This is a genomic window from Streptomyces sp. NPDC038707 (assembly GCF_040636485.1).
Classification (GTDB): domain Bacteria; phylum Actinomycetota; class Actinomycetes; order Streptomycetales; family Streptomycetaceae; genus Streptomyces.
In genome coordinates, this window is sequence record NZ_JBEZUP010000032.1 from 46342 (window position 1) to 62291 (window position 15950).

Consider the following 15950-nt stretch of genomic DNA (forward strand, 5'->3'; position numbering starts at 1 on the left):
GTGCGCCGCCGCCGGAGCGCTGATGCCCGGCGGTCATCGCCAGGACCTGTCTAGCCGATCTTCGTTGTTCAGCTTCGGGAGCTTCCGTCCGAACAAACAAAGCCTGAACACACGCGACGCACCCGTCTGGGAGCTGAACGGAGGATCGGATTTGCGGCGTGACGCGGCCCCCCGGTTGCCGGCGGGCTGTGGCGAGACCAGCACCGTCTCCTCGACGCCCTCCCCTTCCTCCAGGACACCGGGGCGGTGCGGGTGCTGCTGATCGGCTCCCGCAACGGGTCCGACCCCGGCTACCTCTGCCGTCTCCAACGGCAGGCCGCCGCGGCCGGCAGCCAGGTCACGCTCCTTGCCGACTGCCCCGACCCGCTGCGCGACCTCGCGCTGGACGCCGGCGACATCCTCACCCAGCCCAGCCCCCACGAAGGGCTCGGCCTGGCCTGCGTGGAAGGGATGCGCCACGCCCTGCCCGTCGTCGCCACCGACACCGACGGGCTGCGTGAAGTCGTCACCGCCCACACCGGCATCCTCACCGACACCGCCGACCCCCGCGGCTACGCCGTCGCCCTGGCCCGCCTCGCCACCGATCCCGGCCTGCGAGACCGGCTCGGGCAGGCCGGGCACCGGCGGGCGGCCGAGACGTTCGGCATCGACCAGTGCGCCCGGCGCACCCTCGACGTCTACCGCGAAGCGATCCGCCGTCGCACAGCAGGAGCAGCATGACCCGCAAGACACTCGGCATCTACGGCCCGCTGCCCGACGACCGCAGCGGCGCGGCCGTCTACATCACCGACTCCCTCGCCCCCTGGCCGCCTACTACGAGCCCGTCCGGGTCACCGAACCCTCAACCGGCCCCCACCAGTTCGACCAGGTCCTCTACCACCTGGGCAACAACGCGATGCACCACCAGGTGTTCCGGGCGCTCGCCGCCCGCCCCGGGCCCGTGTTCCTGCACGAGTACAACAACATCGACTACTACCTCAGCTGCTGGGACCGGCTCCCGCCCGCCGAGCAGGACCGCTTCCTCACCCTGGCCGGCCGGCACCTCGGCCACCGTTTCGACGACCGCGAGGCCCTGAACCGCTACCTCGACGCCCGGCCGGAACTCGACCCGTACAGCATGGACATGGGCGTGGAGAGCATCGCGATCGGCCAGGCCACCGAGATCCTCGTCCACTCCGCCGAAGCCCACCATGTCCTCGCCCGCCGCTACCCGCAGGTCCGCATCCAGTGCATCCCGTTCGGCGTCCACCCCACCACCCCGCCGTACCACAAGGACCTGCTCGCCGCCCACGGCCTACCCCCGGGCGCCTTCGTATCGTTTTCGCGCGGTTCGGGCAGTCGTGGCGGCTGCGCGACATCGTGCACCTCCAAGGCCAAGGTGCACTCGTGGCCGGTGGGCACACCGAGGCAGACGAGGACCCGTCCACCACCACGATCCGCAAGGTACTCGAAAAAACAGGCCACCGAGTGAGGCTGCTGCCACCGCCGCTTCTGCAGGACACTTCACCTCCCGGGAACGTGTCCGTGTGACGTGCCGTGTCGACGCCGGTCGAGGCGGACAGCCGATGTGAAAGGCGGCATGTGCACCAGGAGAGCACGGTCGTCGGAGTGGTGGACAGGCTATTTGCCGCCTACAGGACGGCGAAGTACTCAGCCCGCTGGGTCGAGCGCGGTGAACTCGAACAGCTCCACCTTCCCGCGATCGTCCGGGTGCTGGCACGGGGGCCTGTTCGACGTCATCGATCGGACAGCTGGGGTGCAGCCCCGGCCAGGATCCGACCAGGAACTGCGCGCGGAATTGCTCCGCCGCCAGGCTGAGGACCAGGCCGTCCGTCCGGTGCCGGCGGCTGAGCGTACGCCGGAGCTGTATGAACGATGGCGGGCCGTGGACGAAGCGAACACCGCGTGGCTGCGCGAAGTCATTAGGTCACACGGACGGCCGGGAGTGTCCTTGGTCGGCCCCGACGCGGCGTCGGCCCCGCATGGCTGGTCGCCCAACATGCCGACCAGCGACCGGCCTTCCAGCGTGAGTGCATGGAGCTGCTCACCGCGGTGGTGACCGCTGGGGACGCCGACCCTCGGCACGGCGCCTTGCTGGAGGATCGGGTGCTGGTCGCCCAGGGCCTCCCACAATTCTCGGTACCCAGCTCCAATGCGGTCCTGACGGGAAGCTCACCCAGCAGGTCGCAGCCAGCAGCTCGCGAAGCGCAGTGTGACCTGCGCCCCGGGACGGGTCGGCCGAGGACCTTCTGGCGGCGACGGGCGAGGAGTTTGACGCTTCGTGGGAGCATGGGCGGGGAGTGCTTGGACGTCATGTGCTGTATGGCGACGGAGGGGCACAGCCGCCGCTTCGTTCAGATGACCACGACGTCCTCACTACTCGTCGTCGCAGCCGGTGAGGCGGTTGTGCGCTTGCCGGGTTCGATCGAACGTGTCGCGGTATTCGCTGCGGGCTGTCTGCCAGTTGGTGATCAGATCGTCTGTACCGCGTTCGGTGAGGCCGCAGTGAGAGGGCTCAGTGAGTGCCTTGACTGCAGCAGCACGGTCCATGTCGTCTGCGGCAACACCCGGCCGAAGAACTCGATGTCGTCCGCCAGTGCCATGGTCGGTGTCCTCAGGTCTCGGTGGCGTCGTCGGTGGAGTCGGGGTCCACGAGAGCGGGCGCGGCGCACAGCGGCAAGGGCGTCAGGCAGCACACCCCTCGTCATCAACTTACAGGCGCGTCCTGCCCAACCCGGGGGCCGCCAGCGAGTGTGCCTTTTCAGCCGTTGGCTGGCTATTTCCGGCATCTGGAGGACAGTGCCTGTCGCAGGCCTCACCGTAGAAGGGCCATCTTTCCTGCCGATCTCGGGGAGAGAGCGATGGGTAATCACGAAAAGCCGCCGGCCGACCCGGGTACGGGCACCCCGCCGCCCGGCAACAGCGACGGACAGGTCCCTCCGCCTCCGCCCAGTACCGGAAAACACAAGAAGTAGCAGGTCATGGTGCTGACGACCGCACCCGGCATCGACAGGCTGCGGCGATCGCTGGCCGCGGCCATGGAGCAGCGGGGCGACTGGCCCGAACGGTCCCCCTGGATCCGTGAGGCCGTCGAGGCCCTGCCCCGGCACCGGTTCGCCCCCACCCGCGTCTGGCGGTGGGACGGACACGCCTACGTGCCGGTGGACCAGCGGATCGATCCGGCCGGCTGGGCGAGGGAGGTGTATCCCGGCCCCGACACGGCGACCGTCACCGAGGCCACGGACGGACTGCCGACATCGAGCCTGTCCAGCCAGGCCGTCGTGGTCGACATGCTGGACTCCCTGCTCCTCGAGCCCGGCCAGCGCGTCCTGGAACTGGGAACAGGCAGCGGGTGGAACGCAGCCCTGCTCAGCCGGCGGGCCGGCCCCGATCGCACCGTCAGCGTCGAGGCGAGCCCCGACCTGGCACAGGCGGCACGCCAGATCTTGGCAGAAGCCGGCATGCGTACACGGGTTGAAGTCGGTGACGGAAACCAGGGATGGTCCCCTGCGGCGCCCTACGACCGGGTCATCGCCACCTACGCGGTCGAGCGGATCCCGTGGGCCTGGGTCGCACAGACCCGGCCGGGCGGACGCATCGTCACCCCCTGGGGCCGGCTCGGACACCTTGCGCTGACCGTCGCCGACGACGGCCGGTCCGCGACCGGATGGGTCCAGGGCCTGGCACAGTTCATGCCCGACCGCGGCGCGCTGCGCCGCGAAAGCGACTACGCACAGGTACGCGCCCGCAGCGAACCGGAGGAGGAGCGCCCCTTCCTCCGCGATCTCACCCCGCTCCACGACAACACACACCTGCGGTTCGCGCTGCGCGTCGCCCTGCCTCATCTACGGACGACGCTCGCCTACGACGCTGACGGCCTCAACGCCTGGATCCACGACACCGAGCAGTCCTGGGCCACGCTCTCGGCCATCGGCGGCCGCCGGACGATCGCCACCCAGGGCGGCCCCCGACGTCTGGCCGATGAACTGGAGACGGCCTGGGACGCATGGCTTAGCCTGGGCAGCCCCGACCTGTACGACTTCGGCATGACCGTCACCGACAACGGCGCAACGCAATACATCTGGGTCAACGACCCCACGGCCGGACCCCACTGGTTGACCCCCTGAAGCTGCCCGTGCGGACGATTGACGGGGCGCCGGCGCAGACGGGGGTAACTTCTCCCCAGCAACACCGGCTGGGGCAAGGGCGCGGGGCGACATCGTCGGCAACGGCTACTGATGGGCGGCCCCGGTGTTGGCACGGTTCGAGAAGCCGTACGGGCCTGGGCGTCAGGCGGCCTTCGGCCGGTGGGGTTCGCGTCAGCGTTCAAGCAGGCCAGAGGGGGGACACCGCGGTGCGTGCCGCGTAGTCGCTCAGGCCCGGCAAGTCGGGGCGCAGCTCGGAGACCCGTGCGGTCAGCGCCCGCACCTGGTGCTGAAAGCCGGGGTCGCGGTCGGCGTGCTGGGCCATTTACTAGTCAAGCCCCCTGTCGGACATGGTGTTGTCGGATGCCCGGGGACGTGAGGGACGACGTACGAGCGGAGCCTGCCTGTTCACGGTCAGCCTGCGCGCCCCGCTTCGCAGGTCGCAGGCATGCGCGACAGCAGGGGCCAACGGGCGGGCCGGGTCGGCCCGCCCGTTGATCTTCCTTCACGACGGCATCAGGGACCGGCTTTGGCTGCTGCGTTCCTCGCGCCGTCGCCGCGATCCTTGAGGACGGACCTAGCCTGCGGTCCCGGCTGCCTCGACCAGGGCCTCAGCGGCGAGCAGACCGAGCTTGTGGGAGGCGAGGGGGCTGTCACCCGTCAGGAGCTTCCGGTCCCGGTGGGTCTTGCCGGTCATGTCGTCGTTGATGACGTTCAGTCCCTGCTTGCTCAGCAGATCGGCTACCAGCCAGGGCAGGCGGCCGGGAAGATAGCCGATCTCGATGTTCGGCCCCTCGTCGAGTGCGTCGGGGAAGACGCAGACCGAGTATCCCTTGAACAGCGACTCGTCCCTGTCCAACGAGGCAGCGAGCAGCGCCGCCGGGCCATGGCACAGGGTGATGACGAACTTGTCGTTGGACAGGGCCCACTCAAGCGTCTGGCCCACCGCCTCACTGGCCGGCAGCCCGACGACAGCTCCGTGTCCGCCCGGGATGAAGACGGCGATGTAGTCCGAATCCTCGCCAAGTTCCTTGGCGACGACCTCGGAGAGCTTCTTGGGCTGCTTGAGCTTCGGCTTGAGGGCTTCGTACGTCCCCATGACCGCTCCGTCCTCGCGAGGCATCGCCCACAGCTCGAGCTTCGCCGGATAGCCTTCCAGCGTGGCGACTTCGACCTCGAAGCCCGCCTCCATCATGTGATGGAGCGGAAGCAGCATCTCGACCGGATGGTTGCCGGTGGAGAACATCTTGCCGTTCTCCAGCAGGACGTAGCGCTCCTCCGCCGCGATCATGAGCACCTTCCACCTCCCCTGGGTGTAGGCGCCCTTGTGTCGCACCCCGTCGAAGTCGGTCTTCGCCGACGTGTACTGACTGAGTGAGTACGGCGACGGGAAGTACGCGTTGTCTTCGGCCGGATCCGGCGTGGGGGTCTTGCTCAACTCGTTTGCGGCCTGGGACATGACGACCCACTTTCGTTGATGTTGTGCAGGGGTTGCGTTGCTTCCGGTCGCTCTGACGTCGACCCTGGGGCTCCGCCAGGATGCGCCGTCCCCCTTGCGGGGGTCCGAGCACGGGGGTTCACCGCTGCGCGGGGGCGAAAGGCACCCGTTTGAATTGACACTTCACATACTGCCCAGCGGCCCCGCCCGACGCGACCGGGCCGCTGCGGTCGGTTTCCCCGAGGCGGCCTCTCACCAGGGCTTTCCCCGATCCCGTTGGCGACAGCGACAGCGAATTCTGTGTCGGCCCACAAGCCGCCGGAGCCTCCACGGCAGATCGCCGTCGCCTAGAGCGCCGGGCCCGGTTGCCGTCGGCGTGGGCACGGAAGAACCGGAAAGCAAAGAAGTTTGCTTTTACAGGATCCCGGCGTTAGCGTGAGAGCTAAAGCAATGATCGTTGCTTTACAGTCCGTCGCGCAGCGTCCCTTCAGACCCCTGGCAACGCCTCGCCAGCCCCCATGGGGAGGCCTGCGAAGCGCCGGCTGTCCGTCATGGAAGAGAGACTTCCCGTGCCCCCCGCCCTCCCCTTCGTCCGTGCTGCCCGGTGGCCAAGGCTGTCCCGCGGCACATCGTTCTGGCTGCTCGGCGCGATCCAGTTGCTCCTGCTGTTCGCCGCCGGCGCCCCGTCCCCGCTCTATCCCCTCTACCAGGCCGAATGGGGTTTCGGACCCACTGCGGTGACCCTGGTGTTCGCCCTGTACGCGTTCGGCCTGCTGGCCGCGCTTCTCGTCGTCGGATCGCTGTCCGACCACATCGGACGGCGTCCGGTGCTGATCGCTTCGCTCCTGGTGGAGATCGCGGCGATGGTGGTCTTCACCGAGGCCGCCGGACTTGGCTGGCTGCTCGTCGCCCGCGGCATACAGGGCCTGGCCACCGGCGCCGCGATGGGCGCCATCGGGGCCGGTCTGATCGATCTGCAGCCCTCGGACAAGCCGCGCCTGGGCCCCCTGGTGGGCGGCACTTCCATCTTGCTGGGGCTGGCGCTGGGCGGCCTCGGTACCGGCCTGCTGGTGCGGTACGCCCCGGCACCGACCACGCTGGTCTACCTCGTCCTCATCGCCGCGTTCGCCGTCACCCTCGCCGGCGTGGTGTTCATGCCGGAGACGACCGAAGGACGGCCCGGCGCTCTGAACTCGCTCCTCCCCCGGGCGTCGCTGCCCCGTCGGCTGCGTCCGCATGTCCTTGTCATCACGCCGAGCCTCGTGGCTCTCTGGGCGGTCGGCGGCTTCCACCTCTCGCTGGGCCCCGCACTGACCACCTCGGTGCTGGGCGAGCGGAGCACCGTGGTCACGGGTGCGGTGATCGCCGTACTGACCGGCGCCGGTGCCCTCGGGCAGTTGTTCCTCCAGCGTGCGACACCGCTGCGGATCCTGTCGTACGGATCGGCGACGCTGATCGCCGGCATGCTGATCACCTTGATCGGCGTGGCGGCCACGTCTGCGGCGGCTTATCTGATCGGCACGGCCCTCGCCGGCTTCGGATACGGTGCGTCGTTCCTCGGTGCCATGCGCTCCCTGGCCGCGCGGGCCGAGCCCACGGAACGAGCCGCGGCCCTCTCCGTCATGTTCCTGATCAGCTACCTGGCGTTCGGCCTGCCGGCCGTCGTCGCGGGAGTGTCGGCCACCCGACTGGGACTGGCCCGTACTGCCGACGGGTACGCGGCGGCGGTCATCGCGCTGGCACTCCTCGCACTCATCGGCCTGTACGTGCAACGCCGCCGCGGCACACCCCAGCCCGAAGAGCTCTCACGCCCCCACTCGGCGCATCAGAGCGTCTGATCGTTCGGGACAGGGCTCGCCACAACCGGGCGTCCGCGCGGAGCGGGCGCCCCGCCCGCAGGCCTCGCCTCAGCCGGCGCGGTCGTTGCGCACGGCTTCCATGGCCACGACCAGGTCGGCGATCGCGCGGGGTTGGGTGAGCGAGCGACCGGTGAGGTCCTGCAGACGGCGAAGCCGGTAACGAACGGTGTTCGCGTGAACGTACAGCCGTTCGGCGGCACGCTCGGCCGAGCCGTCGTGGTCGAGCCAGGCTTGCAACGTGCCCAGCAGTACGGCACGTTCCTCACCGGGCAGGTCCAGGACCGGGCCGAGGACCTGCCGGGCGATGCGGCGGCCTTCGTCGGGATCCCGGGCCACGAGACCGGCCAAGGGCCCGGCTCCCAGGACATTCACCCCGGCGTGGCCCGCCGGCAGGCGGTGCAGCGCGGCGCAGGCCAGGCGCAGCGCCCTCGGTGTCTCCCCCCACGCCCGGAAGACGGGACTCACACCGGTCCGCGCCGACGCGCTCTGCCGTACCAGCTCGATCACCTGGCTGAACTGCTCCGGACGCAGCGACACCACCCCCATCTGCGCGGTAGGGGTCAGCTGCCACGCAGAGGGGATGCCGCGTTCCGCCAGCCGCTGCTCGATGCCCGGCAGGCTCGGGTCGGCCGGTCCGACGGTCTCCGCCGCGACGACGATGTGGTCCGCGTCCGAGGGTAGCCCCAGGAGCTTGGGTACCTCCCAGGGCGGGGCATCGGGGCCCGGTTCTCCCGCGAACAGGGCCTCGACCAGGGCCGAGCGCCGATGCTCGCGCTCCACGAGCATCTCCGCGGTGGTCGACCGGTACGCCTCGGTGAGCGCGATCGCGTACTCGTCGCTGAGCTGCCATACCCGTGTGGCCGCCGAGAGGACCGTGTCGATCACCGCTCGGTCCGGCATGCGGCGGCCCCACTCGGCCAACAGCTCCCACAGCGCAGCGAACCCCGTGCGGTATGCGCGCAGAAGCTCCGGCAGCGGCGCACCCTGCCGTGCGCGCCGCCGACCGGTCAGTTCCGCCATCGAATGGTCCTGGCGGTGGGCCGGTTCACGCAGGGCGGCGACCATCGACCGCATGTTCTGGTCCACCGACTGCCGGAGGTCGGCGCGGGACACGACTTCACCCTCCCGATAGAAGTCGATGTCCTGGGCAATGCGGGCCGGCACATCGTCGATCAGGCGCGGGAGCTGTGACTCGACCCACTCGGACAACTTCATCAGGTTCGGCTCTGTCACCGTGCCCACCCGTCCATCGATGCCGCGCCCGTCACTCGCCTGGGCCGCCGTCCACGGCCGGGGCGGTGGCGAGGAGAGAGTCCACCAGGGCGCGGGCACGGGCGGCGTCCGTCGGTTCGATGCCGAACAGGACACGGAAATGCAGCGGAGCCACGACCTGGTCCATCACCTGCTCGGTGTCCGGAGGCATCTCGCCGCGGGCACGGGCGCGAGCGCGGATCGAGTCGATCTGATCCACCCGCCTGCGCAGGCAGCGGTCCCGGACCTCGCCGTCACCGATCGCTTTGACGACGGTACGCAGGGACGCGCTGCCTTCAGGCGTGCTGATGTGCTCCAGCACAAGCTCCGCCCACCTGCTCAGATCACCGCGGAGGCTGCCGGTGTCCGGCGGCAAGGAGTCCGACGTCAGGCGGCTCTCCGCGACCCAGGTGAGCAGCTGATGCACATCGCCCCAGCGCCGATAGACGCTCGTCGGGTTGACCCCCGCGCGCGCGGCGACAGCGGGGATCGAGACCTGTTCGAGGCCACCCTCGCAGATCAGTTCAGTGGCAGCCTGTTCCACTGCGGCCAGGACACGAGCGCTGCGCCCGCCGGGGCGGCTCGCGGTCCGCTGCTGTTCCGAGGTGGCCATGAAACAAGTGTAGAGCAAAGATATTGGCTTTAAGGTGTCGTCTCTTCTGGAGAGTCGAAAGTCGGTGGTAGCAGATCAGGCTGCGGACAAGGGTGTGGTACCTCCTTGGCGTCCGCACTGAATGAACCGAGGGCGGGGCGGCGGCCAGGCGACAGGTGATCATGGGCATGTGAAGTCGTCCGGGCTCTGTCGGGCGGTGAGCGGGGTGACGCGTCGCTGTGCGGGGGCTGGTGGCCGCGTTCGATGACGTTGAGGTCCCCGGCCACGATGACGGGCATGCCGGGGAAGGCGGCGCCGAGCTGGGGCAGGGCCTTGGTGACCGCGTCCTGGAAGGCGCGCTTGGCGACGTTGCGGTGCGCCTTGGGGCCGTGGGAGGGGACGTACAGGCCTACGACGCCGATGTCGTGGCCGCCGACGGTGACGCGGGCGGCCGGTGCGCGGTGGGGTGTGACGAGGACCGGGCTGTGCACCTGCTGGGCGGGAGTGCGGCAGGCGATGACCGTGCGGTAGTCACGGTCGGGCGGCTGCGGCGCGATTATGGTGGCGTATCCGCGGTCGGCGAGTGCGGTGACGAGGGCGTCGCCTCCGCGGGTGGGGGAGACCTCGGTGAGCACGGTGATGTCGGCGTTCTCCTGGCCGGCGATTCAGGCCGGTGCCGCGGTAACCGCCGTCGGCGATCACCGCGGGGGTGGCGTCGACAGCGGCCTTCGCACCGGACTCCGGCCAGGCCCGGCAGTCGTTGCGGTTGCCGGGCAGCGGTTTGCCGACGGCGACGACCAGGCGGGTGCCGGCGTCGATGACGACCTGGTGATTGGTGGAGTAGCGGTAGTTCTTGCGGGACGGCAGGCACGGTCCGGTCGCGGGCGGGCACCAGCGTGCCGTCCACGATGAGCACGGTGTCTTTGCGGAACCGCCCTCGGGGCTGGAGGGCGAGAGCCGGCCCGAGGGTGCCGACGATCCGGTCGGCCGCCGACTTGGAGACGCCGAACAGCGGGGGCGAGCTGGCGCAGGGTGAGGTTGGTGCGCCAGTACGCGGCCACCAGCAGCACCCGGTCCTCCAACGCAGCGACCACGGCCGGCCCCTGCGGCCCGGATCGGCTCCCTGGCGCCGCAGCGCGGTGATCAGCTTGTTGAACTGCCGAGGGCTCAGCCCGGTGAACGGGCCTATCCAGGAGGGCTCCGAAGCCGTGATCACACCAGCCACAGCAAGATCATCGCACCTCCACCAGCAGTTACGGGACGACCTCTACCCGCCAGCGACGCCGACCTCCTCCGCCAGCTCTTCAACGAACACACCGAACTGGCCTGGCCGCGTCCTCTTCCACCACTCTGCCTGACCCCTGGCACGGTGACGCCACCCCACCCGCCGGGGAGGGGCGGCGTCACCGGGCAGCGGTACAGGTCAGGCCGGGGCGGCCTGCTTCGCCGACGTGGCGAGCGGGGAGCGCCGGCCTTTCACCACCGCGCGCAGCTCGTCCCAGTCGGCTTCCGGGTGGGCGGCGGGGATCGCGTCGACGGAGGCGGTGGTGGTAGTTGCGGTGGGGCAACTATGGGGGCGCGACTGATGTCGGTTGCGGGGCAGCGGCTGTGGTCAGGCTGTGGTGCAGGTCCTGCCGTTGAGGGTGAAGGTGGTGGGGGCGGTGTTCGTGGCGCCCCTGTTGGCGATGAAACCGAGAGTGACGGAACCGCCGGCGGTGATGGTGTCGGTGTAGGAGGCGGGGGTTACGCTCACGGAGCCGCCTGTCTGGGTGGGGGTACCGCCCCACATGTTGTTGATGGTCTGGCCGTTGGTGAAAGTGAAGCCGAGCTTCCAGTTGCTGACAGCTGCGGCACCGGTGTTGCGGATGGTGATTTCGCTCTGGAAGCCGCTTCCCCAGTCCCCCACCAATCGGTAGCCGACGGAGCAGGCGCCTGCCGGGGTGCCGGTGGTGGTAACGGTGACGGTGGCCGAACGGGGGGAGCGGTTGCCGGCCGCGTCCTTGGCGTAAACGGCGAAGGTGTAGGCCGTGTTGCCGGACAGCCCTGTGACTGTGGCCCGGTTGGACGCCGAGCCGGTCACCTGCGTCTCAGTGCCGCCGGTGACACGGACGACGTCGTAGCCGGTGACACCCACGTTGTCCGTGGAGGCCGCCCAGCTCAAGGTCGCGGAGGTGGCCGTCACCTCGGAGGCGGTGGGAGTCCCCGGAGCGGTGGGCGCAGCGGTGTCACCGCCGGGGTCACCGGGGTTCTGGCTGAGCAGGTGCGCCTTGAACCCCTCACCGTAGGTGCTGGTCGGTGTGCCGTTCCAGTTCTCGATGAGCACACTGCCACCGCTGCAACCCCAAGGGTTCCAGGTCCAGGCGGTGTACCCGACCTTGTTGGCGTCCGCCCAGGCCATCACCTGGTCGATGTAGTCATGGGCGCAGGTGTCCTGACCGATCTCGCCGGCCTGGACCGGCACCTGGGCGGCGACCGCTCCGATGCTGCTGTCCCAGCATGAGGTGGTCACGCAGCCGTTGAAGTTGTAGGAGTGCCATGAGGCCATCAGGTTGCCGGTGGGGTCGGTCGGCTTGAATTCCAGCCACCGACTCAGGTTGTTCGTCCACTCCAGACCGCCCGACATGATCACGTTGGTGGCACCGGTGGCGCGTACCGCGTTGACGAGGGTCTGCATGCCGGCGACCGGGTAGGTGATCCCGGCGCAGGTGCCGCCGTCACGCAGACAGGTCCATGCGGCCGTGGCATCGGACCAGTTGTTGGCCGCGTCCGGGTACGGCTCGTTGAACAGGTCGAAGATGACCGCTCCGTTCCCCTTGAACATCGTGGCTACCTCGGACCAGAACGTGGGGGTGTAGCGCGCGTCCGGCATCGGCTTCTGACAGGTGGCCGCGACATCCGGGCAGCCTCCACCGGGACCGGTGTACTCCCCCCAAGTCCAGTGCAGGTCGAGGATCACGTTGATGCCGTTGGCCACCAGGAGGTCCGCGTAGGTCTTGACCGCCTGCTGGTACGCCGCCGCGCTGGGCGCTGTCGGAGGTAAGTTCCCGGTGCCCAGCCAGCACTCCTCGTTCAGCGGGATCCGGACAGTGTTGATCTTCCACGCCTTCATCGCGTCGACGGCCGCCTGGTCCGTCGGCCCGTCGAATATCTCCTTGCCCTGGACACAGCCGAACTCCCCGCCGGACCGGTTGACGCCCAGTGGGCGGAACGTGGAATTGGACCCGGTGACCAGACGGTTGCCCGACACGTGCAGTGCCGGCGCCGCGGCGACTGCCGATGCCCTGCCGTCTGCGGCGGACTGACCGGCCGCCGGCGAGGCGACCGCCGAGGCCGGGCCGCCGAATCCGGTCACAGAACCCGCCATAAGCACTCCAGCAACGCCGAAAGCCCGAAGGGCTCTTATGCTCATCGCACTCTCCCTCAACGCACGTATATGACCGATCACTCCAAATGGCACCGCCTGGCGAGAGACCGGCCTCGAAGCGGGGTCCACAGTGGGCGATGCGTCTCTACCTGGCTGGATGACCTTCGCCACTGCGCATAACGCTGATCCGACGGTCATGGGAGCGCTCCCATAAGTAGTGAGCCTAGATGCGCCGGGCAACCGGACGGAAGCTCTCTGCAGGACTTGTTTCTGCCGCCGGACCCTGAGGCTTCGGAAGCGGGCAGAGGAGGGAGGTCTAGGATCCGTCTTCAAAGATCATCGGGTGGTGGATCATGGTGGGGTGATGCGCCGCCATGAACTCAAGGATCAGGAGTGGGAGTTGCTAGTTCCGCTGATATCACGGGTCTCGACAGGCCCACCCCGGGTGTCAGACCGTCAGGTCGTCAACGGGATGGTCTACAAGATCCGCACCGGGATCTCCTGGCGTGACCTGACCGAACGCTACGGGCCGTGGCAGACGGTCTACGCCCGCTTCCGTCGCTACGCCCTGGACGGCGTGTTCACCCGGGCCCTGCAGCAGATACAGGCCCGGGCCGACGCCACCGGTGACATCGACTGGCTGGTCCGGATCGACTCCACCATCGTCCGCGCTCACCAGCATGCTGCCGCCGCCGGCCGGAAACGGGGAAGCGCCGGCCGGACGAACCGGACGGTCACGCCCTCGGCCGATCCCGAGGAGGACTGACAACCAAGGTCCACCTCGCCTGCGACGGAAGGGGCCGCCCTCTCGCGCTCCTCATCACACCAGGCCAGCGCCACGACAGCATCTGCGCACAAGCGCTGCTGGACAGGATCCGTGTTCCTCGCACCGGCCCGGGCCGGCCACGCCGCCGGCCTGGCCATGTGATCGCGGACAAGGCATACAGCTCTCGCGGCTTCCGCAGCTACCTTCGGCAATGCGGCATCCCGCACACGATCCCCGAAAAGGCAGACCAACTGCGGCACCGGCGCAATCGCGGGAGCGGCGGTGGCCGGCCGCCAGGTTTCAACCGGGAGACCTGCCGCCGACGGAACGTCGTCGAACGCTGCTTCAACAAGCTCAAGGGCTTTCGCGCATCGCCACCCGGTATGACAAGACCGCTACTTCCTACGAAGCAGCGGTCACACTCGCGTCACTTCTGCTCTGGGCAAGATCCCTTTGACGAGAGGACCTAGTGGCGGTACACACCGACCGGGCCCGGGGCCGCATTGTCCGAGCGCCGGCCTCGCTCCGAGCGCCCCGGCCAGGCCCCTGCCGCCCTCCAGCGACCGGTAGGGACACTATCCGCAGTCAGGCACACGGATCCCTTCCTCCGCCATCTGTGTCGCGTCCAGGAACGCTCGATGCCGTGCCGTCCCCGCGGGGTGCCGAAGCTCGTCCGCGACCTTCCGCCGGGTCTGGGCGGCGTCCCAGCCCTCCTCCGTGAGGCCCAACTCCTTGGCGAGGTGAACGGTCAGCGCGCCGATGATGGGGAGGAGCAGTTTCTCGTCCGGGTCGTCGATCCGCCAGGTGGACCTCTCCAGTCCCTCGCGGGCCGCGGCGAGCATGGCGTCGATGCGGCGAGTTCGGGCCAGTTCGTCCGGGACTGGTTAGCCCTGGAAGAGGGTGCAGTACTCATCCAGGCGCCAGGAGACGAATGCGCCGATTCACGATCGGTGCGCTGGCCAAGGACATGGCCTTTGCTGGCCGCCGTATCGGGCATTCTCTTGCGCAGCGCAGCGCAGCGCAGCGCGGCCGGCCTGGTCGACACTCCTGCCGCCCCCGAGCGCGCACCTAGAACTGCCGGACGAGGCAGGCCTGATGTCCGCCCCGATGGCTGTCGACACAGCACGCCACTACGACCAGGCCACCGAGGTCCAGATGGTGTCCGCCGCCCCGAGCTGTGTCTGTCCTTCATCACCCGTACCGGCGAGGTATTGCCGCTGGAGCTGCAGGCGAGCACAGCCGGAATCTCTGTCCAGCGGGTCCTCCTCGCGCAACGGCCGGCCCCGCCTATCGCAGGCGGACCCATGCCTGCACGGGTAGGTGATCGCTGGGAGCCAGGCCGTCCTTGGAGAAGACGTTGGTCTCCGTGTGATCGGTCGTGACCTTTGGATCGGAGAGGATCCAGTCGATACGGGGGCCGGGTTTGGGTGCCTTGTGTCCCGTGTGCGTGCCGTACTCATTGGCGCGTGTAGCGGCGGTTTTCCAGGTGTCGACGAGTCCGCTGCGGTTGAGCAGTCGGGTGTAGACCTGAGTCTCCTCTGCGGCGGAGTTGAAGTCGCCGGACACGAGAACTGGTTTGGAGGCGGGGAGGCGGGCGATCCACTTTCCTACGAGGTTGGCACTCTTGAGGCGTACGTTGTCCGGGTGCTGTCCCTTTCCGTTGTCGAAGTGGGTGTTGAGGACGTAGAAGTCGCGGCCGCTGTCTTGCTTGTCTTGGAAGTGGATCCAGGTGGCGGTGCGGATGTGCTTGGCGCCCCACGTGTTCGAGCCGACCTTGGTGGGTGTGGCTGAGAGCCAGAACGTGTTATGCCCGAGGACCTTCAGTCGGCGCTTGTCGAAGAAGATCGCGTTGATGATCCCCTTGTGGCCGCCGTTCTGTCCCTTACCGATCCATCCATAGTTCTTGCCGAGGTCAGCGGCGACCTGCTTCACCTGCGTGTGGTCGCCTTCCTGAGTGTCCACGATCTGCGGCTGCGCCTGCCGCAACATCGCACGCTCGATCGGCCTGCGGTGCTTCCAGCTTGGCCCGGCGGTCCCTCGACCCTCGAGGTTGTACGTCATGATCTGCAGCACCGGCGAGTCTGCTTCGCCGCCCGACGCGGTCGGCGCTATCAGAGTTGTGCTGACGAGAGGTGCGAGGACAGCCGCTGCCAACACGGCTCTCCGGCTAATACGACGGGTGGAAGGACGTAAGTCTTCCATGCAAACGCTCCTTGGCTAGCATAATCCTCTTGCAAGAGAGGCAGAGGTTACCCGCAACTTCACTTGACCAAACGGGAATCAGACGCCACGTCATTGTCAAATTTTATTGATCGGTTGAGGCGATTCAGGCGACGCTGAGCTCGGGCGCTCAACGAGCTGGCCGCGTGCGATGCGGGCTCCGCCCGGGCCAGGGCGACGAGGTGGTCCGGAGCCGAGCCGCGGAGAAGGCCGACTCGCCTTCCGGGAGCCCAGGGGCGCCGTCCCCGTCCCCGTCCTCGTCCCGACGGCCGGGACCAGGGACGTATGCCTCGGTGCGCGCGATCGCGCATCAGG

13 protein-coding genes and 2 pseudogenes are annotated in these 15950 nt (G+C 68.7%); 5 read left to right on the forward strand and 10 right to left on the reverse strand.

Going from position 1 to position 15950, the window contains the following annotated elements; all coding sequences use genetic code 11:
• The first annotated feature begins 186 nt into the window (after positions 1 to 186).
• Both AB0E62_RS31595 and AB0E62_RS31600 read left to right on the forward strand, forming a co-directional pair.
• Positions 187 to 720 carry a glycosyltransferase family 4 protein gene (locus AB0E62_RS31595; RefSeq protein ID WP_362201594.1) on the forward strand — a complete coding sequence of 178 codons (534 nt, stop codon included), beginning with the start codon at positions 187 to 189 and terminating at the stop codon, positions 718 to 720.
• Positions 721 to 895: 175 nt separating this feature from the next.
• A complete protein-coding gene (locus AB0E62_RS31600) occupies positions 896 to 1471 on the forward strand; it encodes a hypothetical protein (protein WP_362201504.1) in 576 nt (191 codons plus the stop codon).
• 1000 nt (positions 1472 to 2471) lie between these two features.
• Here the strand turns inward: AB0E62_RS31600 and AB0E62_RS31605 are convergent.
• On the reverse strand, positions 2472 to 2603 hold the full coding sequence (locus AB0E62_RS31605; RefSeq protein WP_362201506.1) for a hypothetical protein: 132 nt from the start codon (positions 2601 to 2603) through the stop codon (positions 2472 to 2474).
• A gap of 378 nt (positions 2604 to 2981) precedes the next feature.
• Here AB0E62_RS31605 and AB0E62_RS31610 point away from each other — a divergent pair, with 378 nt between their 5' ends.
• Complete coding sequence (locus tag AB0E62_RS31610) at positions 2982 to 4127, forward strand: methyltransferase domain-containing protein (RefSeq protein ID WP_362201509.1); 1146 nt, start codon at positions 2982 to 2984, stop codon at positions 4125 to 4127.
• A gap of 199 nt (positions 4128 to 4326) precedes the next feature.
• On the opposite strand, the gene AB0E62_RS31615 is transcribed toward AB0E62_RS31610, so the two are convergent.
• Together AB0E62_RS31615 and hchA are read right to left on the reverse strand one after the other, a co-directional pair.
• Positions 4327 to 4470, reverse strand: coding sequence for a hypothetical protein (locus tag AB0E62_RS31615; RefSeq protein ID WP_362201512.1), 144 nt, complete (start codon positions 4468 to 4470; stop codon positions 4327 to 4329).
• 252 nt (positions 4471 to 4722) lie between these two features.
• Complete coding sequence (hchA, locus tag AB0E62_RS31620) at positions 4723 to 5604, reverse strand: glyoxalase III HchA (RefSeq protein WP_362201515.1); 882 nt, start codon at positions 5602 to 5604, stop codon at positions 4723 to 4725.
• A gap of 530 nt (positions 5605 to 6134) precedes the next feature.
• On the opposite strand from hchA, the gene AB0E62_RS31625 reads away from it, so the two are divergent.
• Positions 6135 to 7421 (forward strand): MFS transporter, encoded by a 1287-nt coding sequence (locus AB0E62_RS31625; RefSeq protein WP_362201518.1) that lies wholly within the window; start codon positions 6135 to 6137, stop codon positions 7419 to 7421.
• Between the two features lie 69 nt (positions 7422 to 7490).
• Here the strand turns inward: AB0E62_RS31625 and AB0E62_RS31630 are convergent, their stop codons facing one another.
• The 5 genes and pseudogenes from AB0E62_RS31630 to AB0E62_RS31650 all read right to left on the reverse strand — a co-directional run bounded on the left by AB0E62_RS31630 (position 7491) and on the right by AB0E62_RS31650 (position 12649).
• Positions 7491 to 8774 carry a helix-turn-helix domain-containing protein gene (locus tag AB0E62_RS31630; protein ID WP_362201521.1) on the reverse strand — a complete coding sequence of 428 codons (1284 nt, stop codon included), beginning with the start codon at positions 8772 to 8774 and terminating at the stop codon, positions 7491 to 7493.
• Positions 8707 to 9306 (reverse strand): TetR/AcrR family transcriptional regulator, encoded by a 600-nt coding sequence (locus AB0E62_RS31635; protein WP_362201524.1) that lies wholly within the window; start codon positions 9304 to 9306, stop codon positions 8707 to 8709. The genes AB0E62_RS31630 and AB0E62_RS31635 overlap by 68 nt, the downstream gene beginning before the upstream one ends.
• 29 nt (positions 9307 to 9335) lie before the next feature.
• The gene (locus AB0E62_RS31640; RefSeq protein WP_362201526.1) at positions 9336 to 9920 is read right to left on the reverse strand and encodes an endonuclease/exonuclease/phosphatase family protein; all 585 of its coding nucleotides are present in this window, start codon (positions 9918 to 9920) and stop codon (positions 9336 to 9338) included.
• Positions 9921 to 9951: 31 nt separating this feature from the next.
• Positions 9952 to 10510, reverse strand: a pseudogene (locus AB0E62_RS31645) (transposase family protein); the annotation flags it as partial.
• Between the two features lie 387 nt (positions 10511 to 10897).
• Positions 10898 to 12649 carry a cellulase family glycosylhydrolase gene (locus AB0E62_RS31650; RefSeq protein WP_362201529.1) on the reverse strand — a complete coding sequence of 584 codons (1752 nt, stop codon included), beginning with the start codon at positions 12647 to 12649 and terminating at the stop codon, positions 10898 to 10900.
• 364 nt (positions 12650 to 13013) lie between these two features.
• On the opposite strand from AB0E62_RS31650, the pseudogene AB0E62_RS31655 reads away from it, so the two are divergent.
• Positions 13014 to 13872 (forward strand): annotated as a pseudogene (locus AB0E62_RS31655) (IS5 family transposase).
• A 118-nt stretch (positions 13873 to 13990) separates the two neighbouring features.
• Here the strand turns inward: AB0E62_RS31655 and AB0E62_RS31660 are convergent.
• Both AB0E62_RS31660 and AB0E62_RS31665 read right to left on the reverse strand, forming a co-directional pair.
• Complete coding sequence (locus AB0E62_RS31660; RefSeq protein ID WP_362201532.1) at positions 13991 to 14257, reverse strand: hypothetical protein; 267 nt, start codon at positions 14255 to 14257, stop codon at positions 13991 to 13993.
• Positions 14258 to 14702: 445 nt separating this feature from the next.
• Entirely contained in the window at positions 14703 to 15617 is a 915-nt protein-coding gene (locus tag AB0E62_RS31665; RefSeq protein WP_362201535.1) for an endonuclease/exonuclease/phosphatase family protein, read from the reverse strand.
• Positions 15618 to 15950 lie beyond the last annotated feature (333 nt).

Coding starts and splice junctions, on each gene's coding strand:
- AB0E62_RS31605 (WP_362201506.1), bottom strand. CDS start 2,603: ATGGCACTGGCGGACGACATCGAGTTCTTCGGCCGGGTGTTGCCGCAG.
- hchA (WP_362201515.1), bottom strand. CDS start 5,604: ATGTCCCAGGCCGCAAACGAGTTGAGCAAGACCCCCACGCCGGATCCG.
- AB0E62_RS31610 (WP_362201509.1), top strand. CDS start 2,982: ATGGTGCTGACGACCGCACCCGGCATCGACAGGCTGCGGCGATCGCTG.
- AB0E62_RS31650 (WP_362201529.1), bottom strand. CDS start 12,649: ATGGCGGGTTCTGTGACCGGATTCGGCGGCCCGGCCTCGGCGGTCGCC.
- AB0E62_RS31660 (WP_362201532.1), bottom strand. CDS start 14,257: ATGCTCGCCGCGGCCCGCGAGGGACTGGAGAGGTCCACCTGGCGGATC.
- AB0E62_RS31625 (WP_362201518.1), top strand. CDS start 6,135: ATGGAAGAGAGACTTCCCGTGCCCCCCGCCCTCCCCTTCGTCCGTGCT.
- AB0E62_RS31615 (WP_362201512.1), bottom strand. CDS start 4,470: ATGGCCCAGCACGCCGACCGCGACCCCGGCTTTCAGCACCAGGTGCGG.
- AB0E62_RS31665 (WP_362201535.1), bottom strand. CDS start 15,617: ATGGAAGACTTACGTCCTTCCACCCGTCGTATTAGCCGGAGAGCCGTG.
- AB0E62_RS31635 (WP_362201524.1), bottom strand. CDS start 9,306: ATGGCCACCTCGGAACAGCAGCGGACCGCGAGCCGCCCCGGCGGGCGC.
- AB0E62_RS31600 (WP_362201504.1), top strand. CDS start 896: ATGCACCACCAGGTGTTCCGGGCGCTCGCCGCCCGCCCCGGGCCCGTG.